Genomic DNA, 25,797 nt, shown 5'->3' with positions numbered 1-25,797 from the left:
TTTTTCATTACTTCATAGCATCGATGGAGAAGTGCTTCGAACTAAATATTAATGTTGGGGTATTTAAACAAAAGTAATTTATAGAATTAGAAATGTCATTAACGAAAATCCCAAATAAAATAAAACAAGGAGAAAATTTGATTTATTTATCACTTTTCGTTGGACTTATTAGATCAGTTTTGTATGAAACCATGACAACCCAGAAACTACTGTCTGATCCACTATTCTTGAAGTTTGAAATAATTACGATTTTTATTATCGGATTTCTTGGTTATAAGATTGGACGAGGAAAAAATTGGGCAAGAATTACTTTACTAATTATCTTTATAATTGGAATGATAAGCTATCCATCAATAATATTGACCGAATTTCAAACTAATATTATGATAAGTATCGTTTCAATTACTCAAATTTTGATTCAGCTATATGTTCTTGTTATTCTTTTTAATGGAGAATCAAAAGAATGGTTTAAGAAACAAAAAATAAAAACCACCCGAAATAAAGCATAAGATAGATTAAAGAGGGAGAGTTTAGATAGGATAACTGTTACAGCGAGATAAAATCTCGCGGTAACAGTTAAGAAAAAGGTTTAAGAATCGAAAAAATCAGCTACCGAGAGATTTTATTTCGTGGTCTGATTTTATCTCGAATTTTATAACGGTAACGTTTCCTTTTAACAGATATTGATCATTTACGCAAATAGCCATCCTTTCGAATTATCCATTAATTCCCTATCACGTTAACAATTAATCATTAACCATTAGAAAAGCTATCTCAAAGGAGCGGGCTGCTCAGCTGTAGTTTGCAAAACACCTTTTGGAGTAACCACATAATGTAAAGGAATGTCAAATTCATCGATTTCCGTTAAATCATCATGAATGTCAAACATTGTCACTCCGATAAATAATGTTTCAGGTGAACATTCAGCTAAAAAGCGATCATAAAAGCCTTTTCCATAACCTAAACGGTTTCCATGTTGGTCGACTGCTAGTAAAGGCACAATAACCACTTGAATGTCTTTCACATTCACATCTTCACCAGTCATAGGTTCTGGAATTCCATAAGCATTGTCTTGAAATTGCGTGTGCTCATCCAAAATCTTGTGCGTCATGTTGTTTTTGTCGAAATTCGAAACGGGAATACAAACTCTATTGTTTTGTCTCAGTCTTTTCACAAGCGGAATAGTATCTACTTCCCTCAATCTATGAATCGGCAAGAAACAGTGAATTAGCTTGTGATTGAACATCCAATTTCTAAGGAAGTTATTGGTTACTTGCTGTGAATAATAGATGCATTGTTCAGGTGTAAATTCCTTTCTCAATGCGCGGTAGTGGTTTCGAATTTCTTCTCTTGTCATTACATTCCTGGTATTAATCCTTTTGCAGAATTTGCCATTTCTTTCTCATTGGCAGCGTCAGCAGCTTGAATAGCGCGGTTTAATGCAACGCTTAATAAATCTTCTAGATCTGATTTATCCATTTGGTCTAATGCAGTATTTATAGAAAGATTTGTGAGTTTTCTATTTCCGTTCATTTCAACTTCAACCAAGTTTCCTCCAGCTTCACCACGAACGATAATTGTATCTAACTTCTCTTTTGACAATTGTGCTTGCTCTTGCATTTTCTGCAATTTTGCCATCATATCTTTTCCAAACATATCTTCTGATTTTTAATTACAAAGATAAAAAATGTTTATGATAAAGAGGGGGTTAAACACATGGTGTTTCTCCCGCAGATTCCCGCAGATTTCGCAGATTTATTTTGGTTTGGTGATGTCTGGTTTGTGAAATGTTTTTTCTCCGCTCTTATTCTCTTTCTCACTCTATTTTTTATCCCGCAGATTCCGTAGATTTTTTTTGGTTTGGTGATGTCTGGTTTGTGGAATGGTTTTTCTCCGCTCTCATTCTGTTTCTCCCGCAGATTCTCGCAGATTCCGCAGATTTATTTTGGTTTGGTGATGTCTGGTTTGTGGAATGTTTTTTCCCCGCTCTCATTCTCCTTCTCACTCTATTTTTCTCCCGCAGATTTCGCAGTTTTTTTTGGTTGGGTGGTGATTGGTTTGTGGAATGTTTTTTCCCCGCTCTCATTCTCATTCTCATTCTCACTCTATTTTTTCTCCCGCAGATTTCGCAGATTCCTCAGATTTTTTTTGGTTTGGTGATGATTGGTCTGTGGAATGGTTTTTCTCCGCTCTCATTCTCCTTCTCACTCTATTTTTCTCCCGCAGATTCCGCAGATTATTTTTTGGTTTGGTGATGATTGGTTTGTGGAATGGTTTTTCTCCGCTCTCATTCTGTTTCTCCCGCAGATTCCCGCAGATTCCGCAGATTATTTTTGATTTGGTGATGTTAGGTTGGTAGTATGTTTTTTCTCCGCTCTCCCTCTCTTTCTCCCTCTATTTTGTCTCCCTCTATTTCTCACTTTCCTCTTCGCTCTGTAAAAACTACCGCAAAAAAAAGCTCCAACATTTCTGTTGAAGCTTTCAAATATTATAGGATAAAAGAGTCTATTGATAAACTCCCATATCTGTAAATTTCTTCATTCTTTTTTCACAACGTTCTATTGGATCTAACTTCGTTAACAAAGTGATTTGACGTTTAACTTCACGTTTTACAATAGAGAACATTTCTTCTTTATTTCTGTGGGCACCACTTATTGGTTCCTTGATTACTCCATCCACAAGTTTCAATCTTTTCATGTCTTCAGAAGTCAATTTCAAAGCTTCAGCAGCTTTTTCCTTGTAATCCCAAGATCTCCATAAAATTGAAGAACAAGATTCAGGTGAAATAACAGAATACCAAGTGTTTTCTAACATGATCACTTTATCTCCAACACCAATTCCTAACGCACCTCCAGAAGCTCCTTCACCAATAATAATACAGACAATAGGAACTTTGATGTTCATCATTTCGTATATATTTCTTGCGATTGCTTCACCTTGACCACGCTCTTCAGCTTCTAGTCCAGGAAATGCTCCCGGTGTATCAATGAAAGTTACGATTGGCTTATTGAATTTCTCCGCCATTTTCATTAAACGCAATGCTTTTCTATATCCTTCTGGATTCGCCATTCCGAAGTTACGGTATTGACGCATTTTAGTGTTCATTCCTTTTTGCTGACCAATAAACATTACTGTTTTTCCATCAACGGAACCCCAACCACCAACCATGGCTTTATCATCGCCTACATTTCTGTCACCATGTAATTCTTGAAAATCACCATGAGTAATAGCATCAATGTATGCTAATGTATAAGGTCGTTCTGGGTGACGAGACAATTGTACTCGCTGCCATGGAGTTAGATTGGAAAAAATCTCTATGGTTTTCTCCTCAAGCTTTTGTTCTAAAGCCTTGATTTTATCAGTCATATCCAACTCTGCATCTTGTCCAATCTCTTGCGCTTTAGCAATTTGTAACTCCAATGCTTTAATCGGTTCTTCGAAATCTAAATATATTGACATTTTTTTATATTCTTTTTGAGCAGCGAAAGTTACTAAAAATTGTTAGCTATTTCTAAATTTGTAGCTATGATATCATTTCCAATTTGCAAAATTAACCTAGGATTGAATATTCTAGCCAAAAGAAAGGACGGTTACCATGAGATTAACTCATTGATGTACCCTGTTCCTGTTAAGGATGTTCTTGAAATTGTTCCCGCTGACGAATTCAAATTTGAATCGGCTGGTTTACCTATTCCTGGTGAATCAAAAAACAATTTAGTTTTGCTTGCTTATGAAATGATAAAAGAAGAATTCAATATCCCTCCAGTATCAATCTTTTTGTATAAAAATATTCCGATGGGAGGAGGTTTAGGCGGGGGTTCTTCCAACGGAGCTTTTACATTAAAAATTCTCAATGAATTATTTCAATTAGGAATGTCAACTGAAGATTTAAAAGTCAGAGCGGTAAAACTAGGGTCAGACTGCGCTTTCTTTATCGAATCAACTTCACAAATAGCGAAAGGTAAAGGGGAAATACTCACGGAATTTGATTTGACTTTAAAAGGTAAAACTTTAGTCTTGGTGAATAACGGATTACATATTAGTACAAAAGATGCGTATGGAAGGATTAATCCTAAAACTCCAACTTTTTTACTGGAGAATGTTCTTCTGGAACCAATTAAAAGTTGGAAAGAAACGCTAATCAATGATTTTGAAGAACCAACTTTAGCGGTTTATCCAGAATTAAATATCATAAAAGAAAAACTGTATGATTTAGGAGCAACTTATGCTGCAATGACTGGTTCTGGCTCAACAATGTTTGGGGTTTTTGATACTGCTCCGGATTTGAAAGGGCAATTTGAATATGAAGGAGGATTTATTGAGATCGTGAAACTTTAGAGAAAAAATAAACTCTTAATTAACTTGATGTAAATCAATATGAAAAAACTAAATATATTACTAATCTTGTTTCTAGCTTTAATTTCTTGCGAGGAAAAAACTAATGGTCATTCAGCTAAAATAAATATGCCAGACGAATTTATTTCTCGCATACATACTCCAGAATTTGAGATTGATAATTATAAAATTTTAGGGAAGACCTATTTTGATAAACATATTGCCGATTTTAAAAAGATTAATTGGAAAAAGGACTTTTGGAGCGAGTATGATTCTGATAATTTCAATATGTCGAATATTGAGGTTTTTAATTTAACCGATTCCAGATATTTAGGAATATCGACTGGAATTAATACGAATGAAAACTTTCAATTTATTATTGGACTTGGCACTCATATGGAAGAGAGTCCTTCGAACAAACCATATAGAAAAATAAAACTGTATTATTCAGAAACAGAAAATGAAGAAATACCAAAAAATATTATTGAACTATTTTTTAAGAAAGAATACTCTAAAATCAATATAGAACTAAGTAAATACTCAATGGAGGAGATTGAGGATTTATACTTAAATATAAATTAATCTATTTGAAAGTTATTCGCAGCAGTCCTCCCGCTCAATTTGCGGGTCCAATGGGTCTAAACTAACTTCATTTAAAAAATATCATCATTCATCACTCCTAATTATTTTAGTGAATAACTATCTTTCTAGTTGAAACAAACTGAGAAGAACTTTTGAAAACCACCGTATAAACTCCTTTCGCTGCATTCGATAAATCTAAGTGACTTGTGCTCCAAAGTTGATTGCTTTCTTTAATAAGCTGACCTAAATTATCGTATACTTTTAGATTAAGTTCTTGATCCATTTCTCCCAAATCAATAGTAAATAAACCACTGCTACTTGGGTTTGGATAGATGTTTATCTGTTCATCTATTTGCTCTAAATCATTTACTGTTAATATTAAATCACTTGATGTTCCTGCGATATACGCCCAAATACCTCCTAAATCTGTTCCTACAAACATTTCATATCTTCCGTCTGAACGAATTTTATCAATGAACGGGGCGGAATAAGCTCCTGTTTCTATAAATGAATAATGATCAGATAAGAGTGTAAAAGAATCTCCATCAGCCAAATTTCCGTCAATGTCACCATAATAGTAAATCGTTCCTTTTCGATTTCCAATAAACAAATGTGTGGTGTCGTCATGTCGAAGAAATGCTGGAACAGAATAATTATCAGGGCTAAATTGCTCTCCCATATCGATATTTCCTAGGTCTTCAGTAATTAATTCAAATGAAGGTAGAGTAGGAGTTCCAGTGTTTTTGTAATAGGTCAGACCAGCTGATTTTCCTCCAATGATAAGATCGAGTAAACCATCATCATTTAAGTCAAAGATTTGTGGAGAAGCAAATGCGCTGACTTGAATAGGTTGAGCTAAATTATCTGTCATGTTGATTTGTTGAAGTACAAAATCTTCTGATCCATTTCCCGTTTTAGTATATAAATGCAAGCTTCCATCAGCTGTTCCAAGAACCATTTCTACCTTTCCATCACTAAAAATATCTCCGAAGGCTGGATGCATTCTCAATCCATATCCTGCATTGGAAAGTGACAACCAATCATCAGAGATAAATGTAAATTCGGGTGTGTCAACGGTTCCTGTATTTTGAAAATATTGAATTTTAGAAACCTTATCTGAAGGATCTAAATACCTGAAATTTGAACCTACCAATAAATCTTTTAGTCCGTCATTATTCAAGTCAACCAATACTGGAATAGCGCCTTTTCCATTCTCAATCATTTGATCTTGTAAGAAATTCTTTTTGACATAAGAAAAGTTCGGATTTTCATTCGTTCCAATATTTTTATAATACCAAACACTTTCTAAATTTTCTGAACCTCCGCTGGCATTTGTTCCAATGATTAAATCCTTTATTCCATCATGATTCACGTCAACGTAGTAGGGAGCAGGAAAAATGGGAAGATTAACGGGTGTTGTATTGCTTGGGAAATTCGCATCCATACTCGTCATTAACGCTGTGTCAGTTGGTAAAGCTCCGTTCGTAAGTGCTGTTAAGTTGTAATGAGAAACATCACCTAAAATTAAATCCATTGCATTGTCATTGTTTAAATCAATTGCAAGTAAGCTAGATCCTGAATGTCTGAGGCCATTAGGTGTTTCTGTAAAGCTAGATCGGTCGCAAGGGCCAGCATTAGAATTGAGTTGAATATTGTTATCGGTATCACTTTCAATGAATTTTCCCCAACAAGCATCTATCAATTCAAATTCCAACGAATCTGGAATTCCGTAATTCTCCATAGATGTGTTTTTGTGGTATTCCACTTGTTGACCACCAATATTAAATGTCAACACATCAATATCCCCATCTCCGTCAATATCCATAAATGCTGGAATATCAATGGAACTTACATATAGATTTGAATAGTTTCCATTAGAATATATTGATTTCAATCGCTCTTTTTCTAATACCCATTGCAATCCATTAGTTGCGTCGCCACTATTTCGGTAAACTTTCACACCTCCAATTCCATAAGTGAAAATGTCCTTTTTACCATCGCCATTAAAATCTACCATGGCAGCTCTGTAACGAATATCTTCTGGAAATAAATCTCGACTGTTGTATAAATATTTATAGCTTTTTACGCCATTATTTACAACAGTTTTAAAAACACGAATTTGATTTGTACTTCTATCGAAAATGAATAAATCTTCTAATCCATCAAAATTCACATCAATTGTAGAAAATTGCGCATGATTTAATCCGCCAGCCCAAGGAAAATCTAAAGTATTTCCTCCTTTTTTAACTTGAATACTGTCGTTGTAGATAAAACCGAATTGAGCAAATCCGAAATTTACCAATAGAAAAACAAACACGTTTAAAGTCAGTAGGGAAGAGGTATTCAATTTCATATTGTATAATTTACTGCAAGTATAGATTTGCATTAGGTAAATTTATTGATTTTAAATGTTTTGACCTAATGGTTGATAAATCTGGACTTGATAAAAATATCCTTTGCTTCCTTTAGAAGTTATATTTATTCAGTATTTTTTCATTAATATCATTTTTTACACGAACCATAACATCATTAATTTTATTGATAAGTTCTTCTATTTCTACATTCGTGAGACTTTCTATTTTAATCTCTAATATTTCAATTGTTCTGTACAATTCCCTTATTTGGAAAAGCTTAAAATTAGATTTTAATTTATGAGCAAAAAATGAAATCTCTTTTAAATTTCGATTTTTAAGTTCTTCATAAAACATTTTAATACATGATTCAGATTCACTTATGAAAGCGGCGAGTAATTCTTTTTTATCTTCTTGTGATTGAACCATATCCAATACATCAAGCGAGTATAAATTATTTTCTTTCATTTTTTAAAATATTAGTGATGACTTTTATATTCTATAATATATGTTTTCGAATAACATTCATTAAATCACTTTCTAGATAGGGTTTTGTCAAATAATCTACCATTCCAACTGCATAACATTTATCTATTTCAGCTTTAAATGCATTTGCACTTAATGCAACAATGGGCGTTTTTATTCCTTTTTCTTGAATGAGTATTTTTGTTGTTTCAATACCATCTTTTAAAGGCATTTGAATATCCATTAGAATTAGATCAACAACTAAATCCTCCAAAGCTTCAATCGCCTCAACTCCATTCTTTGCAGTGAAAATTTCAATTTTACTATTTTCTAATATTTTTTTTGTTAAAATCAGGTTTAATACATTGTCTTCTACTACAAGTATTTTTTTACTGCTTAAATTTACGGTTTTCACACTAGGGATATCTATCAAAGATTCTATATAATCTTCATAAATGACCGGGATTTTTATTGTTGTTTTTGTTCCTTTACCTAATTCACTTTCCAATTTTATTGAACCATTCATTAGTTTTAGTAGCTCATAAGTTATTGGCATACCTAAACCAGTTCCAGATTCTTTTCTGATGCTAGAACTATCGGCCTGGGAGAATTTATCAAAAATGTTATTTAAAAATATTTTACTCATTCCAACTCCAGTATCGCTAATTGTTATTATTAGCATTTGAAGCTTAGATGATATTTTTTTAGAGACAACATTGAAATTAACTTCTCCGCTTTCTGTAAACTTTATTGAATTTGAAATTACATTTATGAGTATTTGTTTAATTCGAGTCCTGTCTGCTAAAACACCAAATGAAATATTTTTATCTATTGTTGAAATAAATTTCAACCTTCTTCTCATAGCTAAGGGAGAAAGTATTGAGATAATGTCATTGAACACCTCTTTAAAATTAAACATCTTATTATTGAGTTCAAGTTTCCCAGCGTTTATTTTTGAGAAATCTAGAATATTATCGATTAAAGACTGTAAGTGATTTCCAGAGTCGATAATATGCTTGATATATTCATACCCCTTTTCTTCTTGTTTAAACTTTTCTAATTGATGCGAAAGCCCGATTATGGCATTAAGCGGAGTTCTGATTTCATGACTCATATTGATTATAAAAAGTTCTTTCGCAGCATTAGCTGTTTCTGCTATTTCTTGCGCTTCCTGCATTTTTTCTTGGGTTCTCTTCTGCTCGGTAACATCCAGACATACAACTAGAGAGCCTATAAATATTCCGTTTTCATCATAGTTTGGAGCTCCACTTACTAGCCACCATTTATGTAATCCGGTCTTTGTAATAATTTCGATTTCATAGCTGTCTGTAATTCCTTTTTTACGTAACTCGCTTTTATCCTCAACTATCTTTTTGTTATTTTTACTATGAACAAAATTATTTATATTCTGTCCAATCAATTCACTTTTTGAGTATCCTGAGATCTTTTCATAACTTTCATTTACATTAGTAACGTGTTGATTATCATCAAGTTCAATTAAGCCTAGATTAATGTTAGAAATGATTCCACGGTACTTTTTTTCTTGCGTTTTCAGGTTTTCATCATATTGATGTTTTAATGTAATATCATTAATGTATCCATCAAGTCTTATGATTTGACCTTTAAGGTTGTTCTTCGCTTTGATTCTTAACCTAAACCATTTATGTTCTTTGTTTTTATTGAAATATACTTCACAATCTGTTTCTCCAGTTAGCTTTAGATCTTTAGATATTCTGGCCAAATCTTCTGGTTCAAGAAGTTGAAGAATTTGAAGGTTTTTTACTTTGGTTTGAATTTCTTTCTCATTCAGACCAATAAGATTTTCAATCGTAGGAGAAACAAAAATTATTTCGCTATTAAATAAATTTACAGACCAAATAACGTCTTGCATATTATTAACTATTCGATCAATAATTTGCTGTGCCTTTTCTAATTTTTGTTGTGCTTGAATTAATGTTGTAATTTCATTAAAGTACAGATTGATGAATTTCTGTTTCTCGATATATTTAGGCGTTATCGTATAATATTTTCCGTTTTCAGTATTTACTTTAAAGTGATTAATACTTTTATTACTATTCAAGTTTTTTATAATGAGTAAACTAAGCTCATCAAAGCTTATCCACTTACCTTTCTCTAAGCATAATTTTTGTCTTTCTATTTCTTTAGAATAATGATTCCTCAAGATAACTTTTCCTCTTAAATCTATTCTGATAATCGGCTCTGGACTTTGTAAGTGAAATGAAGCAAGATTTTTTACTTCTGTGGAATTAATTTTCCTTTCAATATTTAGAGAGATGTTGCTTGAGAAAGTTCTTAAAATAGATATTTCAACGGAGCTCCAAATACGTTTATTCTTACAATCATCATAGCCAATCATGCCCCAAAGGGTATCCTTATAGAATATTGGGATAATAAGTGCTGATTTTATTCCTTGACTAGCCAATATTATTTTCACCTGTGATTGCTGGGGTAATTCTGAAACAACTGTCTGGTAAGGCTCATTTTTCCTCATTGGTTCAATAAACTCTTCCATAGGCTGAACAGATAAATTTTGTAGTTCAGGATTATTAATCTGAGACTCCGCAATTCCTGAATTCCACTCTAGGCGTTGAGAAATTAATTCTTCACCTTCTGAATTATTATGAAATTCAAATAAATAGGTACGATCAACATTTACAGCATCTCCTATTATCGAAAGTGATTTAGAAATTGAGTCATAAAAATCCAGATTAAAGGACAGTTCAGTTGTTGCATCTGCAATTGCTTCAAGCATCTTCTCTCTTCTCTCAAGTAAATACTCTGTGTGAACTATTGAGGTAATATCTTTAGATATTGCTAAAACATATTCCTTCCCTTCAAAGTCCTTGATGAATACAGATACCTCAACGGGCGTTTTTTTCTGAGTTAATAAATTCGTGTTTTCGCTACGTATGGTTAAGAATTCATTCTTTCTTAATTCTTTGACATGTTCTTCCCAGTTAGATTCCTCCTTATAGATTGGTTCAAAGTCCTTTACGTTTATATCTTTAATATCCCCTTCAATTCCAATCCTTTCTTTGGCTATTGAATTCATATAACATAGATCACCATTGAGGTTTGTAATTTGAACTCCATCTCTTATGTGATTAATAAAATCATAAATTAACTTTTCCATCGAATGAGTTTAGTTTTTTAATTTCCCTTCTTTAATAAATCGATATATCGTTGATTTACCCATATCGAGATTTTTAGCTGTTCGGACGACATTATTATTGTTTTCTGTGAGCTTTTTTTGAATAATTGCAATTGTGTATTCTTCTAAAGTGTTCGCATTGTTGTAGTTGATGTCTAAGCTAGTCGAGATGTCTAATTGCATATCTTTTGCCATTATTTTTTCATCTTCTCCTAAGATAAAAGAAGTTTCAATAATCGCCTTTAACTCCCTCACATTTCCAGGAAAAGGATGTTTTAAGAGAGTGCTTTTGGAACAATTGTTTAATTCTTTTGGGGGTAATTTATTTTTTTGAGCAAATTCTTTGGCGAAGTATTTGGCAAGAGAAATTACATCTTTGCCTCGATCTCTAAGTGGTGGAAGTTCTATTGAGAAGCCCATAAGTCTATAATATAAATCTTCTCTAAAGCGTCCTTCTTTAACTTCTTGTTGTAAATTTTTATGCGTTGCAATTATTAACCTGAAATTTAATGGAATATCTTTATTTCCACCAACTCTGTTGATTTCCATCTCTTGAAGAACTCTTAACAGTTTAGCCTGAATTGTAAGGTCCATCTCTCCAATTTCATCAAGAAACAATGTTCCGTCTTTGGCTTCTTCAAATTTCCCAATTCTTTGCTGATGCGCACCCGTAAAAGAACCTTTTTCATGACCAAAAAGTTCGCTTTCGACCAATTCTTTAGGGATTGCTGCAACGTTTACAGCAACATAAGGTTTTTTACTTCTTTTAGAATTAAAGTGAATTGCTTTTGCTACTAGGTCTTTTCCTGTTCCTGTTTCACCTGTTACTGTCACGTTGATATCAGAAGATATCGTTTTTTCTATTTTTGAAAAAACCTTCTGCATTTCCATACTTTCCCCTTTAATAAAGGTAGTTAAATTGTACTTTTGATTAACCTCTTCGCGCAATACTGTTACTTCTTCTTTTAGATGGACTTGTGCTGCAGCATTATTCGCTACATTCCAAATGCGGTCAAGCGTGTTTTCATCTTTTATGATGTAATCATAAACACCTAATCTAAATAAAGAAGCGGCTACTTGCATGTTTTCTTGTCCAGAAATAACCAATAGTGTTACTGATGGTAATTGTTCTCTTATTAAACCAATAAGTTCATCACCTTGAATGTCTGGTAAATTTATATCAATTGTTATAATGTCTGGAGCCTGAGAAAGTGAGGATAGAAGTTCTTTTGCAGTATTAAAAACTTTTACTTCAAAATCAGGATTTAAACTTAATTTATACTTCAAGAATTTCGCGAAAACTAAATCGTCTTCTACACAAAATAACTTTATACTTTTTGGTAAAGTATTCATAAGCTTATTGATTGTTAATTTACTTTTTTGAGGTGTCCCAATGTTCATTCCCATTTTGGGAAAATTTCAATGCGGAAACAGAATTATTCTTAACTTTGGTCTCAAATGGTAAATATATGTTATTTATAATCAGTAAAGGCAGTAATTGTTTGATTATTATTTAATTAAATAATTATTTCGGATATAGTTAATTATTATTCAATCATAATTTTTTCCCAAAATTGGAAAATATGTATAAACGTTCCTCAATGCTTCTTGAAATTGTCAATTTTTAAAACGTACGGTTGAAACTTACAATATATTTCATTTAAGAAGTTGATTTAATTTTCTGAATTTATATTTTTCACTGAATTAATATCCCATTAGATTTGTCCTGTTATAATTCCAACCATTGCTGCTTGGTTTTTTCCATTTATTGGAATTATTCCACATGAGGGAATATAAATCCTTATATCGATTCAGTTAATCATCTTGTGTATAGAGTAATGTAATTTTAAATACTTATGGCACTATTTTGATACTCTTATTCAAGTGTTTTTAGTAGTGTGAAAATACAAAGTGTAGGTTTGTAGACGGTTGTTAGATTTCTTCTCATAAATTTATAGTTTCATATTTTAACTCTATATTTTGTGTTATGAAATTCTAGCAATCGTTTATTCTTTTTTGAAATATATTAATTTCTAATCACACTTTGAACCATTAATAATTTTGAATAACTCTTTGTCTCATTTTGGGATATTGAGCTTGATTATAAAATTTTGACGGTTTTAGAAAGCAAATTAATTTTATCACGAAAAAGATCGAGTTTTAATATTGTTACTAAGCATCTATACATTCCAGAAACTGACGGTAAATAGAAGAAATAACATAAAGAGATTCTTTCTATCATAATACAATTGATTAGACAGTGAATTGCAAGCAATTTCTCTTTTTTTGAGATTTTTTCTCGATTTAGGAATTTTTATCTTCCGCGTTAATTCGTTAAGTATATGATAATTAGATTTTTAGAATCTTCTTTGAAACAGGCATTATTATTTCAGTTAACATTTTGTGAAATGAATAAAGTTGAGTATCACTGGGTTGTTATAAATGCCTTCTGATTTCATCATGTCTATTTATTATAAAAACAATATTTCGCTGATTTAAAGATGAAAATTATGAAAAACGAAAATGCAGTACCCGGTTTTAACAAGGTTGGCAGTTTTATAAAAACAAATAGTGAAGTTTCAAAAATAGATTGTGAAAAAGGAGTGCTTCCAGTTCATAATATAGTTCAACATTGGAAAGTGAAAACAGGCTTATATAGATTTATTGGGATCCTACTGATTGCAACTTTTATTCCCCTATTGTCCTTTTCTCAGCCATTAAATTTAGGTACAGCAGAAAACTTCGTTTTATTTACTTCAAATGGTGCAATTGGGAATACAGGAACATCTTTAGTTAATGGAAATATGGGTACTAATGTAGGCGCTGTAACAGATTTCGGAGCGCCAAGTGTTGTAAATGGAGGTACTGAGATAGCAAACTCCAAAACAGCACAAGCTGTAACTGATGTGCAGGCTGCATATGATGAAGGCGCAGCTTTGGCGGCAACTCACACTGGTCATGCACCTGCTTTTGGAACTGAAACACTTTTGCCAGGAGTTTATCATATTGCTGGAGCTGGTTCAGTGGGAGGAGACCTGACTTTGGATGCTCAAAATGATCCATCTGCAATCTTTGTTTTAAGATTTGGAGGAGCTTTTAGCACTGGAGCTGCTTCCAAAGTGATTTTAGTGAATGGAACAAAGGCCAGCAATGTATTTTGGTTAGGTGCTGGAGCAATGTCAATGGCCGCAAATACAGAAATGAAAGGAATTATTTTATCACTTACGGGCGCAGTTTCTATGGGTGATAATGTCCAGTTAGAAGGTAGGATGCTCACTACGAGTGGAGCAATATCAATGAATAATGGGGGTGTTACTTCTCCTGAACCTTCTTCACCTTTGCCTATAGGATTACTTTCGTTTGCAGCGGATAGAAATAAAGAAAGTGTTGTTTTGAAATGGAGTACAGCCTCAGAAACAAACAATGACTATTTTAATATCGAAAAAAGCATTGATGGGAAATTATGGAATACAATTGGAAATGTTAATGGAGCAGGAAATTCAACTTCACAAATTGATTATTCTTTAACGGATAGAACCCACATTGAGGAAATAACTTATTACCGATTAAAACAAACCGATTTTGATGGCAAATATTCTTATGAAGATGTAATCAGTATTGACATATGTGATTACCATGAAGATGCAAGTCTAACTATTTACCCAAACCCTACAGATGGGAAAATAGAAATGCGTTTTCATGGAAATTCGAGTGATGTAAATTCAATAGGTATATTTAACTCACGAGGTCAGCAAATATATAGTTCAAAGACACTTCAGTCAGAATTTGATTTGTCAGGTAATTCTCCTGGGCTTTATTTTATGCATGTGCAATATGATGCGAAGGTATTGACTTCTAAATTTGTAATTTCTGAATAAATTACCTCATATCAAAAATGATCTCACCATCTACAATAGTAACCCAAGAATAATTTGGTAAGAAATTAGGAGAGCTTGTTACTTTTTGATCGAAGATTGAAATGTTAGCAAGCTTTCCTTTTTCTAAAGTACCCACTTCAGATTCAGCAAAACAACCGTAAGCTGCCCAAAGTGTCATCGCTTTTAAAGTGGTGGATAGTGAAACAGCTTCTTCTTTCAAGAATCCTTCGATAGGTTCATCTTTAGTGTTCCTTCTTTGAACCGCCGCATGAATCGTTGCAAATGGATCGTAGTGCTCAATTGGGAAATCTGTTCCAAATATTATCATTCCCGACTGCTTATGCAAAGTATTGTAAGCATAAGCTCCATTGTTTAAACGCTCTTTTCCTATGTGATGTTCTGCCCAACGCTGGTCAGATGTCGCATGAGTAGGCTGTACGGATGGTAAAACTCCTGATGATCTAAATAGTTTGTAGTCAGATGGTTTCACGATTTGTGCATGTTCAATTCTCCAACGGTGATCTTGCACATCATTCATTAAAGTGTCAATAATATTTAACACCAACCGATTGGCAGAATCACCAATGCAATGCGTATTTACTTGATATTTTAATTCCTTTGCAGTTCTAAAAATCTCCTTAATTTCCTCTGGGGATTTCAATAGAATTCCGTTCGTTGTTGGATCATCTGAGTAAGGATCAATCATGCAGGCTCCGTGAGAACCCAAAGCTCCGTCTGCAATGACTTTAAAGCTACGTACTGAAAGTCGGTTGTTTTTGTAATTTCCATTCTCTTTTGCAAATGCTATATTTTCCTTAGAAGGAATTAACATGGCATATACGTAAATTTGTAAAGCATTTTCATCTGCTAATTCAATAAATAAATCAAGGTCTTTTTTATATAATCCTGCCTCATGAACATGCGTAATTCCTGCTGCTAAAAGATTGTCTTGAATTTCTAAAATGGCTTTCTTTAATTCTTCTTTACTTGGTTCGGGTAAATTGAAATTCACCAAATCTAAAGCATGATCTAAAAGAATTCCGGTCAATTTTCCATTTTCTATTTTAATCACTCCTCCATTAATAGTCGTTGTGTCAGTAATTCCGATGTGTTCCAACATTGCTTTATTGACTAACATCGCATGACCATCTATTCTTGTTAATGCAACTGGGATTTTAGGAAAAGCTTCGTTTAACAATTTGTTATTCGGCAATTCTTTTTCGTTCCACATACTTTGATCCCAACCTCGTCCAATTATAATTTCTTGATTTGACTTAGCTTGATGCTTTTCTAATCTAGAAATCATTTCATAATAAGACTGTGTTTCGCGTAAATCAACATTGAGTTTTTGTTTCGCCAAACTCATAATGTGTCCATGCGCGTCATGAAAACCAGGGAAAACATCTTTCGCTTGGGCATTAATGATAGTTTGCGCTTTGTATTTATTGAGAATTTGTCGTTCTGGACCAACCTCAACAATTTCGCCGTCTTTAATAGCCATTGCCTCTGCAATATCCATCTTGTCGTTCATCACATGAATTTTTGCATTGTGAATGATGAGGTCAACATCTTTTCCTTTATAACAAGAAGTTACGACAAGCATTAAAATTAAGAGCGCGAAATATTTCATTTTTCTGTTGTTTTGAAATGTAAAAATAAGAAGATTTACATTGAAGTGATTGGAAAGTGAAAACAGTAAATAGAATTTGATTATTTTTGACTCTTGTCAACCGTGACTGATTTATATTGAAGTGGATAAGTCGGGAGATTATAACAAAAATTATTTTGTGAAATACATACATTTTATTATTGGAATTGCCTTGTTTATAGGTGTACGTTTGTTCGAAGTTTCAGCATTCGATACCTCCGCTTTAGGCTTGGCTTTGTGGATGGTTTATTGGTGGATAGTTCAACCTGTTCCGCTTTATGTGACTGCATTATTGCCAATAGCAGTAGGTGTTCCTTTTGAATTAATTCCCAATGATGTTTTAGCGCAATCGTATGGTAATCAAATGATTTTTCTATTTCTGGGAGGATTTATTTTGGCTTTAGGAATAGAGAAGTGGAAATTACATGAGCAAATTGCATTTTCAATTTTACGCCTATTTGGAAGAACTCCTAAAAGAATTCTGGGAGGATTTATGTTCTCTACAGCGCTTCTAAGTATGTGGATCAGCAATACAGCTACTACATTAATGATGCTTCCAATTGCCATGTCGGTTATTCAAGCCATTCCAAGTTTCAAAGAAAAACGCTTATTTTCAGTTGGACTTTTACTAAGTATCGCTTTTTCTGCAAATATTGGTGGAACGGCCACTTTAATTGGAACACCTCCAAATATTCAAATGGCGGGAATATTAGAACAAGAATTCAACTTATCGATTAGCTTTTTTGAATGGTTTATGATTGGAACGCCTTTTATGATAATTATGATGGTGCTGACCTACATTACAGTGAAATTTTATTTCATAAAAAATGCAAGTTTTAAGATGGATAAAATTGAGCCTCAAAAATTAGATCCCAATCAAAAAAGGGTTTTGTATTTGTTTTTAACGGTGGTTGCTTTATGGATGAGTAGAACCTTTTTGAACGATTATATGCCAATTGTAATCAATGATACTGTCATTGCTTTATCGGGTGCCATTCTTTTATTTATTTTTCCTTCAACCGAGAAAAGACCATTGTTGTTATGGGATGATCTTGATAAATTACCTTGGGGAATCCTCTTCCTTTTTGGAGGTGGAATGGCTTTAGCAGCAATTTTAGCAGAAGCGAATATTGTTTCCTTCTTGGTAGACGTTATGAAACCACTTGCTAATTTTCCTGTGATTATATTATTGCTGGTAATTTTCACTGTCGCACTTTTTGCAACAGAATTAATGTCAAATTTGGCTTTGGTGAGTTTGTTAATTCCTTTGATCGGAAAATTTGCTATTGAATTAGATTTACCATTGCTAGGAATTTCTGCTGGAGTAGCATTAAGTGCTAGTTGTGCTTTTATGTTACCCGTTGCTACGCCTCCAAATGCAATTATTTATTCTTCCAATTTGATTCAAATAAAAGATATGGTGAGGTATGGTTTTTTATTAAACTTAATCGCTTCAGTTGTGGTAACAGGTGTGATTTATGTCCTCTTTTTTATTTAAAATAATAATAATAAGCGAGCAGTTTAGTTCATGTAAAATATAGGTTTCATCTATATAAGTAGGTCCGGAATTTAGAATTAAGATTAAAATAACCGATATTGGGCTTTTATACCAAGATATAAATTGGTGTTGTATATAATGAGCTTGGTAACAATTCATAAAAGGTACATCCTTTGTAATAATAATGTTTTTGGTTGACGCGTAATTTTTATCTTTGCTTAACAATAAACCCGAATGAATCGAACGAAATATATTTCAATAATAATTACAAGCTTAATCCTATTGGTAATGGGGTCTTGTAAATTAAGTAAGGGATTTGAAGCGCTTGACGCTTACAATTATTTTGAAGCAAAAAAATATTTGGAAAAGTCTTTAAAGAAGCAAGAATCACCTGCTTCTTATGGATTGAGTAAAATTTACTTTAGAAACGACAATCCATTTCATAATCTTGATTCTGCATATCATTACAGTTTGCTTTCTGTTGAATCTTTTAAAGAATCAAAGGAGAAAAAACAGAAAAAGTGGAGAAAAAAGTATGATTATACTTTAGAAAAGGCAAAATCTCAAAGGAAAGAAATTAGTGATTTAGGTTTTCAAAATGCCACTATAGATAATTCTGTAGTTTCTTATCAATTTTTTATAGCAAAACATCCTTGGTCACATTTTAAAGAAGTTGCTGAAAAAAGAAGAGATTCTCTTGCATTCTTAGAAGCACAAAGCGTTAAAACCAGTGCGGCTTATGAAGAATATTTAAAGAAATATGAAAATAGTGCATGGAGACACAAAACCCGCTCTCTTTTATACCTTGCTCAATATGATGAGAGTGTAAGAGAAGGTGATACGAAAAGTTTCCTCTACTTTATCAACGAATATCCTGAAAATCCATTAGTAAGAGATGCGCATTATCAAGTTTATTCTATAGAAACTAAAAATGGTGCAATTCCAGATTTCAGAAGTTTCATTCGTCGTTTTCCTGATAATCCATTTTTAGATGATGCTTGGACAAGTTTATATCGATTATCAATTGCCGATTACAGAAAAGAAACAATTCAAAAATTTGCAAGTGACTATCCCGATTTTCCTTTCCAATATTTGATTACTCAAGATTTAAAATTAGTGGGTAAACAGTTATTTCATTTTAGTGAGAACGGAAAGTATGGGTTCATGGATGAAAATGGAGCGCTTGTTATCAATCCTATTTATGAATATGCAGGACAATTTAATAACGGATTAGCGGTCGTAATAAAAGATGGAGTTTATGGCTATATTAACAAGGATGGAAACCAATTAATCGATTCTAAATATGAGGAAGCAATGGACTTTGACCAAGGTCGAGCAATTATTGTTGAAAAAGATATGTATGGATTAATTGACGTTTCAGGAGCTTATATTTTTCAACCTGAATATTTAGATATCGGTGAATTCTCAGAAGGTATTGCTTATGTTCAAAATGAAATCGGTTATCAATATTATACCTTGGATGGATCATTGGCTTTTTCAACTATTTTTGATGAAGCGTTTACTTTCCAAAATGGAATTGCTAAAGTGAGAAAAGGAGAAGAGAAAGGTTATATAGGATTAGATGGCGCTTTTGTTGTATCTGTAACGGAAGGGAGTTTAAGTCACTTTAAAGATTCAATTTTCGTTCATGAATTGCGCGACAGTATGAATTTAATGTTTGCTAATGGCGCTTATCTATTTCAAACTGGATTTGATCAAATAGGAACACTTGTGAGTAACCGAGCAATTATAGAAAAGGATGATTTATTTGGCTTCATAGATGGAAAAGGAAAAATAGTAATTCCGATGGAACATAATCCTTATCCAAACTATATGCAATTTTCTCAATTCAAAAACGATCATGTTATTTTACAAAGATTGAATAAATATGCAATGATAGACAGTCTTGGTAAATCGGTTCTTCCAGCAATTTTTAATGGAATTGGAACTTATGGAGAACTTATTCCAGTGACAAAAGGTCAAGGTTGGGGCTATTCGAGTAAAGATGTTCGATTAAAAATTGAATACCAATATGACTACGCATTTGGATTTGAAAATGGAACTGCAATTGTTGAGAAAAACAATATGGTGGGATTGATTAGTTTGAAAAATGAAGTGATAATCCCAATTCAATATGAATCTATTAAAAGACTTTCAAATACCGTTTTATTGGTGAAAATTGAAAATTTATATGGTTTAATTTCAATTACAAATGATACTTTAATTGCTCCAGAATATGATAGGATTTTGGAAATATCACCCAACTTTTATCAACTTATCAAAGATCAAAAAATCACTTATTACGATACCGCTAAGGTTCGACTAATTAGTTTAAAAGAGTAATGGATAAGATATTGCACTTTATAGAACGACACAAATATGGGATATTGATTACGGTGGTAGTCCATATTGGTATTTTTGTGTACTTTCAAATTGCGACATATAAAGAAGCTGTTTTATTTCAACCATGGGAATTTACAAGTGCTCAGGATGAGGTGCAAGATGATATAGAAATTACGCCAGATCAGATTGAAACACCTGAAGAACGTGCGCTTCTAAACCCGCAAGAGGAGGTGACTTCTTTTGTGAAAAATGAAAATGAAAAACGCATTCAGACCAATAAAGACAATGTAAATTACACATCTTCCTATCAAAAGCAGAGTGCTGAGCAATTGGAAAATGATTTTGAACAAAGTCTAAAAGACGAAATTCAACGCAAGAGGGAAGAGAGAAATGGAAAAAAATCAACCGAAGCGACAGACGTAAAACAGGACAATAGTAAAAACAATCCTGACAAAAATAATCCTCAAACTAATCCTTCAAGTAGTGAAGCCATAAGTGGAAAAACAATGGTTTCATTTTCTTTAATGAACAGGCATCCTTTAAATCACAATGATTGGTATGTTCGAAACCCTGGTTATACTTGTGGAAACGTTAATGGAATTGTCACTGTCGCTATCTCAGTTGATCTGGGTGGAGTAGTGACTTCTGCAACGATTATTGAAGAACAAAGTCAAAATGCAAGTTCATGTATGCTGCAAAGAGCTAAAGAATATGCATTGAAATCTAGATTCAATTATTCTGGCGAAGCGCCAAAGAAACAAGAGGGTACAATAACATATAGATTTGTCTATAGAGAGTAATTGTGTATATTTCAAGAAATGAGTAGAATTATAAACGAAATAAGAAAGTTATTTACCGAAGGTCCAATTGGGATTTATATCATGGCGTTCTTTATTCCACTTAATCCTAGAATGTTGGGTATTGCTGTCGCGATAATTATTGTTGAACAATTGATACGCAGTCCAAAAATCAATAAAACACATTTAAAATCTCAACTTTCTTGGAGAAATCCTGGAATTTGGCTCTTGCTCTTTTATCTAATGCATGTTGTTGGTTTGATCAATACCGAAAACATGAGGTTCGCCAATATGGACCTAGGAATGAAAGCTACCTTGGGAATCCTTCCTGTGTTTTTTATACTTTATAAGCTAAAAGTAAATTGGAATCTATTCGTCAAAGTCTTTATTTTTGGAGCTTTTGTATCAATCGTTGCTAATTTCTTCATGTCGCTTGGTGTTTACCTCAAAAGTCCACATTTCTATTACATTTCTGGTGAACGGTTATCTCACTTAATGCACAGAGGATATTGGGCTGTTTATATGGTTGTGGCTTATTTTTTCTTACTGAAACAGATGATTACAGCACAAAGTAAAATGTCATTTTGGATGAATTTACTGGGCGCTATTGTTATGGCTGTATTTATTGAGATTTCAGGATCAAAAGTAGGATTTATAATTTTGTTTTTTGTAACCATTTGGGCAGCAATATCTCTATTTAAACGCTTCAAAAACAAATGGATTTTACCCATTACTTCAGTTGTTTTAGTGGTTGGAATAGCAGCAGTTGTAATTTTAACACCAAGTATCGCCAAAAGACTAGACTCCGCTATTATAGCGGTTTCCCAACCCATAGAAAATTACAATATGGAAGTACCAGAAAGCACAGAAGCAAGAGTAATGGTTTGGGATTCTTCTATAGATTTGATTAAAGAAAACTTTTGGTTTGGTGTGGGAACAGGCGATATCAAAGATGAATTAATTAAGATGAATTTTGAAAATGGCTATTCAGGAGTTGCAGAACAAAAGCTGAATAGCCATAATCAATTTTTTAATTCCCATATTGCTATTGGGGTATTTGGGAGCTTGTTTCTTTTGCTCTCCTTGGCAATGAATTACCTCAAATTAAAACCAGACGAATTACGCAGTTGGAGACTAGGAATAATTACTATTCTCTTTATCGCCTTACTGCCTGAGTCCATGATGGAAACGCAAGCTGGAATTATTCCTTATGCCTTTTTTATTAGTTTTCTAACTTCTTTTCAGCCAAAACAGTCAGCTTAGCAGCATCTCTTTTTCCAATATTGAAAATAGCATCTCCTTTATTTACTAAAGGCATCTCGTTTACATTGAAAATAAATCCATTGGTTGGAGATTTTACTGAACGCTCAAATTTCCCATAAGGATCTGAAATAATAGCCAAAATGCTTCCTTTCTCAACATACTGACCATTATTAACTCTTAGATTCAAAACACCAGAACTACTTGCTCTAATCCATTTTGTTCTCTTGATAATATGGCGTTCTTCTTTAGGAGGCTCAACATCGAAATATCTCATTCCAAGGTGTTGCATTACGCGTAAAGTTCCGTCAATGGCCGTTTGAACAGCAAAATTGTCAATTCTATTCGCTTTTCCTCCTTCAAATAAAATATACCTTTTACCTAATTTGGTAACAGAATTTCGAATTGATTTGGCAATAACAGCTGAGTCAATTGTAAACGGAGCAGCAAAAACTTCACATAATTCTCTAGATTCTTTATCTCTAAAATCGCATCTTGTTTGAGCGTAGTTATTTCTTTGAGAAGCACCTGTATGAAAATCAATTGTCACATCTGTTAAAGGTGCGATTTCTTTCATGAAAATATAAGCAAACTGACTCGCTAATGAACCATTCTTTGTTCCAGGAAACACACGGTTCAGATCTCTTCCATCCGGAAATTCTCTAGACAAGTTTAAAAAACCAAAAATATTAAAAACAGGAATACATATTACTGTTCCATAATTAGGTTTGTGCCATCCTTTCTTGATGATTTGACGAACAGATTCTATTCCATTAATCTCATCTCCGTGCAACCCTGCTAGTAAAAGCAAGGTTGGGCCAGTCTTATTAGCGTGACTAACAATTACAGGAATTTGAATTGGTGTATTCGTATGTAATTTGGCTACTTCTAAAGTCAAACGTACAGTTTTCCCTGCAGCTATTGTATGTCCTAATAGCTCAAATGGTTCACGCTTAAGTGTCTTGCGTTTTTCGTTCATTATTTTGCGCTTCGTTCAATGAACTTTATAATTTCATCTGCTATATCTAAACGTGTAGCATTTTCAATTCCTTCTAACCCAGGAGAAGAGTTTACTTCTAATACCAACGGTCCACGGCTAGATTGTAACATATCAACACCAGCAATACCTAAGTTTAAAGCTTTAGCAGAACTAATTGCTGCCTTTTCTTCAGCTGGAGATAATTCAATAATATGTGAAGAACCACCTCTGTGAAGATTTGATCTAAATTCTCCTTGTTTACCTTGACGTTTCATTGCACCAACAACTTTTCCATCAACAACAAAAGCTCTTAAATCTGCTCCTCCTGATTCTTTGATGAATTCTTGAACAATTACACGTGCTTTAAGACCGTTAAATGCCTCAAGTACAGATGTTGCTGCTTTTTTAGTGTCTGCCAAAACAACACCTAATCCTTGTGTTCCTTCCAGCAATTTGATTACAACAGGAACTCCACCAACTGTTTCAATAACGCTTTCAACGTTTTTTGAATAGTTAGTAAAAACTGTTTTAGGTAATCCAATTCCAGATTTTGTAAGTAATTGTAATGAACGCAACTTATCTCTTGAATCTGCTAATCCACGTGATTTAACGGTTGTAAAAACACCCATCATTTCAAACTGTCTCACAACAGCTGTTCCGTAAAAAGTAACTGATGCTCCGATTCTCGGAATAATTGCATCAAAACCTTCTAGATAATGTCCATTATAATATACTCTAGGAAGTTCTTCTTCGATTATAATATTACATTTTAAATGATCAATCACTTCCACTTGATGTCCGTGCTTTAAACATGATTCAACAAGTCTTCTAGTTGAGTATAAATTAGCGTTTCGGCTTAAAATTCCAATTTTCATTAAATTATTCTTGTTTTATATATTTGTATGATTCGTTTGATAAAGTAGTATCTATCATAAAACGATTAGATAATAATTTACGCCCTAAAAGTACAGGATATCTCATTAACTCTCTATTAGAAAGTGTAAATTCTGTAGAATGTTTTTTTCCAAACAAAACTATATTTCCCTGTATGATGTATCGCAGCTGCATTTGACCGCTTGAACTGCGTACTTTCTTTTTTTCGTATTCTTGAAAATAAAATGATTCTCCAGTATATCCGCTTTCGTTTTCATCAAGAAATACAACGTGTAATCCCTTATCTGTTTTTTCAATAACAGAACAATGAATAGTTGAAGTGTATGCGCCAGAATCAATCTTTACGTTTACCTTCTTTAAATTAAACATTGGCATATCTGCTACATCGACTTTTCCGATAATAGGCTTTGGTTTTTTTATGGGTTTATCCTTCTTTCTTAAAGCCATTTCTTGCGTTTAAAGTAAAATATCATCAGCAAAGTTAATATAGCCATCGCAATCATAGTTATAAGATAACCATATTTATACTCTAATTCGGGCATATTTGTAAAATTCATTCCATAAACTCCTGCAATAAAGGTGAGTGGGATAAATATTGTTGAAACAATGGTCAAAACTTTCATTACATTATTCATACGATTCGACACGCTACTCATGTATAAATCCAATAATCCACTCACTGCATCTTTCAAAACCGTGACTGTTTCAATAACTTGAACTGTATGATCATATAAGTCTCTAATAAATAATTTTGTTTCCTTATGCATATAAGGAACCTCCAATTTTTCAAAACGATTAACAGTTTCTCTCATAGGAAAAACCGACCTTCTAATATAAGAAGCTTCTCTTCTTACTTCATGAAGGTTTGGCAAAATTTTATCTGATGGATTTTCAAGTAATTCCACTTCCAATTCCTCAATCACATTTCCAAAATGTTCAATGGCAATAAAATAATGGTCAACAATAGAATCTAAAAGCGCATAAGCCAAATAATCTGTATGGCGCTGTCTAATTTGACCTTTATCTTCAATTAATCGTTCACGAACTGTATTGAAAACATCGCCTTCCTTTTCTTGAAAGGTGATCAGTAAACCCTCTGCAAATAGTATTGTGATTTGCTCATCTTCAATGTTACCGTCTTCAATACGAAACATTTTAGCTACAATATGAATGTAATGTTCGTATTCATCTAGTTTTGGGCGTTGACCAACACTTAAAATGTCTTCTCCAGACAATTTATGAAGGTCGAAATGTTCAACAATACTTTTAATGATATCAGTTTCATGCAGACCAATAACATTTAGCCATGACATTTTATTCGTGTTGCCAATCTTGGTTAATGCTTCCTGAATAGTATCAATCGAAAGTTCTTCAATTTCACTTTTGTCGTAGGTCATTAATTGTAAAGAAGTATTTTCAACTTTTTGCTCTCCAGTAAATAAAAATTGTCCCGGGGCCATGCCTGTTTTTTTCAACTGACTGCTTTTACTTCTTCTTCTTTTCTTGCTCTTTTGCTTCATCTATACCTCAAGATAAGTTTATTATTTCCACCTAAAATAGAAAATATTCTAAGTTTTTTGATTGTTCTAGTTCAC

20 protein-coding genes are annotated in these 25,797 nt (G+C 33.0%); 8 read left to right on the top strand and 12 right to left on the bottom strand.

The genetic code is table 11. The features are described from left to right. Positions 1-92 precede the first annotated feature (92 nt). A complete protein-coding gene (locus ERX46_RS10675; protein WP_130093856.1) occupies positions 93-509 on the top strand; it encodes a hypothetical protein in 417 nt (138 codons plus the stop codon). Between the two features lie 260 nt (positions 510-769). Here the strand turns inward: ERX46_RS10675 and ERX46_RS10670 are convergent, their stop codons facing one another. The 3 genes from ERX46_RS10670 to ERX46_RS10660 form a co-directional block, all read right to left on the bottom strand. Continuing rightward, positions 770-1,357 carry a 5-formyltetrahydrofolate cyclo-ligase gene (locus ERX46_RS10670; RefSeq protein ID WP_130093855.1) on the bottom strand — a complete coding sequence of 196 codons (588 nt, stop codon included), beginning with the start codon at positions 1,355-1,357 and terminating at the stop codon, positions 770-772. Further along, complete coding sequence (locus ERX46_RS10665; RefSeq protein ID WP_130093854.1) at positions 1,357-1,656, bottom strand: YbaB/EbfC family nucleoid-associated protein; 300 nt, start codon at positions 1,654-1,656, stop codon at positions 1,357-1,359. The genes ERX46_RS10670 and ERX46_RS10665 overlap by 1 nt, the downstream gene beginning before the upstream one ends. Positions 1,657-2,505: 849 nt before the next feature. Then, complete coding sequence (locus tag ERX46_RS10660; RefSeq protein ID WP_130093853.1) at positions 2,506-3,459, bottom strand: acetyl-CoA carboxylase carboxyltransferase subunit alpha; 954 nt, start codon at positions 3,457-3,459, stop codon at positions 2,506-2,508. Between the two features lie 66 nt (positions 3,460-3,525). Between ERX46_RS10660 and ispE the strand changes: the two genes are divergently transcribed. Next, positions 3,526-4,338, top strand: coding sequence for a 4-(cytidine 5'-diphospho)-2-C-methyl-D-erythritol kinase (gene ispE, locus ERX46_RS10655; protein WP_130093852.1), 813 nt, complete (start codon positions 3,526-3,528; stop codon positions 4,336-4,338). Positions 4,339-4,377: 39 nt separating this feature from the next. After that, entirely contained in the window at positions 4,378-4,917 is a 540-nt protein-coding gene (locus ERX46_RS10650; RefSeq protein ID WP_130093851.1) for a hypothetical protein, read from the top strand. 106 nt (positions 4,918-5,023) lie between these two features. On the opposite strand, the gene ERX46_RS10645 is transcribed toward ERX46_RS10650, so the two are convergent. The 4 genes from ERX46_RS10645 to ERX46_RS10630 form a co-directional block, all read right to left on the bottom strand. Next, a complete protein-coding gene (locus ERX46_RS10645; RefSeq protein WP_165366214.1) occupies positions 5,024-7,270 on the bottom strand; it encodes an FG-GAP-like repeat-containing protein in 2,247 nt (748 codons plus the stop codon). A 112-nt stretch (positions 7,271-7,382) separates the two neighbouring features. After that, positions 7,383-7,736 carry an Hpt domain-containing protein gene (locus ERX46_RS10640; RefSeq protein WP_130093849.1) on the bottom strand — a complete coding sequence of 118 codons (354 nt, stop codon included), beginning with the start codon at positions 7,734-7,736 and terminating at the stop codon, positions 7,383-7,385. A 31-nt stretch (positions 7,737-7,767) separates the two neighbouring features. Beyond that, positions 7,768-10,887, bottom strand: a complete 3,120-nt coding sequence (locus ERX46_RS10635; RefSeq protein WP_130093848.1) for a PAS domain S-box protein — start codon at positions 10,885-10,887, stop codon at positions 7,768-7,770. A gap of 9 nt (positions 10,888-10,896) precedes the next feature. Then, a complete protein-coding gene (locus tag ERX46_RS10630) occupies positions 10,897-12,312 on the bottom strand; it encodes a sigma-54-dependent transcriptional regulator (protein ID WP_242494566.1) in 1,416 nt (471 codons plus the stop codon). Between the two features lie 1,103 nt (positions 12,313-13,415). Here ERX46_RS10630 and ERX46_RS10625 point away from each other — a divergent pair. Beyond that, positions 13,416-14,783 carry an ice-binding family protein gene (locus ERX46_RS10625; RefSeq protein ID WP_165366213.1) on the top strand — a complete coding sequence of 456 codons (1,368 nt, stop codon included), beginning with the start codon at positions 13,416-13,418 and terminating at the stop codon, positions 14,781-14,783. Between the two features lies 1 nt (position 14,784). Here the strand turns inward: ERX46_RS10625 and ERX46_RS10620 are convergent, their stop codons facing one another. Beyond that, a complete protein-coding gene (locus tag ERX46_RS10620; RefSeq protein WP_130093846.1) occupies positions 14,785-16,413 on the bottom strand; it encodes an amidohydrolase in 1,629 nt (542 codons plus the stop codon). Between the two features lie 157 nt (positions 16,414-16,570). Between ERX46_RS10620 and ERX46_RS10615 the strand changes: the two genes are divergently transcribed. The 4 genes from ERX46_RS10615 to ERX46_RS10600 all read left to right on the top strand — a co-directional run bounded on the left by ERX46_RS10615 (position 16,571) and on the right by ERX46_RS10600 (position 22,332). Beyond that, positions 16,571-17,929: an SLC13 family permease gene (locus ERX46_RS10615; RefSeq protein ID WP_130093845.1), complete on the top strand. Its 1,359-nt coding sequence runs from the start codon at positions 16,571-16,573 to the stop codon at positions 17,927-17,929. A 234-nt stretch (positions 17,930-18,163) separates the two neighbouring features. After that, positions 18,164-20,272, top strand: coding sequence for a WG repeat-containing protein (locus ERX46_RS10610; RefSeq protein WP_130093844.1), 2,109 nt, complete (start codon positions 18,164-18,166; stop codon positions 20,270-20,272). After that, positions 20,272-21,072, top strand: a complete 801-nt coding sequence (locus ERX46_RS10605) for an energy transducer TonB (RefSeq protein WP_130093843.1) — start codon at positions 20,272-20,274, stop codon at positions 21,070-21,072. The genes ERX46_RS10610 and ERX46_RS10605 overlap by 1 nt, the downstream gene beginning before the upstream one ends. Before the next feature lie 18 nt (positions 21,073-21,090). Beyond that, complete coding sequence (locus ERX46_RS10600; protein ID WP_130093842.1) at positions 21,091-22,332, top strand: O-antigen ligase family protein; 1,242 nt, start codon at positions 21,091-21,093, stop codon at positions 22,330-22,332. Here ERX46_RS10600 and ERX46_RS10595 read toward each other — a convergent pair. Genes ERX46_RS10595 through corA form a run of 4 tightly spaced genes read right to left on the bottom strand, consistent with a single transcriptional unit; the run spans position 22,292 to position 25,722 of the window. Next, positions 22,292-23,308, bottom strand: a complete 1,017-nt coding sequence (locus ERX46_RS10595) for a succinylglutamate desuccinylase/aspartoacylase family protein (protein ID WP_130093841.1) — start codon at positions 23,306-23,308, stop codon at positions 22,292-22,294. The two genes, ERX46_RS10600 and ERX46_RS10595, sit on opposite strands and share 41 nt — an antisense overlap. Then, entirely contained in the window at positions 23,308-24,183 is an 876-nt protein-coding gene (gene rimK / locus ERX46_RS10590; RefSeq protein ID WP_130093840.1) for a 30S ribosomal protein S6--L-glutamate ligase, read from the bottom strand. The genes ERX46_RS10595 and rimK overlap by 1 nt, the downstream gene beginning before the upstream one ends. Positions 24,184-24,187: 4 nt before the next feature. Beyond that, positions 24,188-24,649 carry an ATP-dependent zinc protease family protein gene (locus ERX46_RS10585; RefSeq protein ID WP_130093839.1) on the bottom strand — a complete coding sequence of 154 codons (462 nt, stop codon included), beginning with the start codon at positions 24,647-24,649 and terminating at the stop codon, positions 24,188-24,190. After that, positions 24,640-25,722 (bottom strand): magnesium/cobalt transporter CorA, encoded by a 1,083-nt coding sequence (corA, locus tag ERX46_RS10580; RefSeq protein ID WP_130093838.1) that lies wholly within the window; start codon positions 25,720-25,722, stop codon positions 24,640-24,642. Before corA ends, ERX46_RS10585 begins: the two co-directional genes overlap by 10 nt. Between the last annotated feature and the right edge of the window lie 75 nt (positions 25,723-25,797).

Origin of the sequence: Brumimicrobium glaciale (assembly GCF_004152935.1) — a bacterium.
In the GTDB taxonomy this organism is placed as follows: Bacteria; Bacteroidota; Bacteroidia; order Flavobacteriales_D; family Crocinitomicaceae; genus Brumimicrobium; species Brumimicrobium glaciale.
This window is presented reverse-complemented; position numbering and strand designations above follow the sequence as displayed.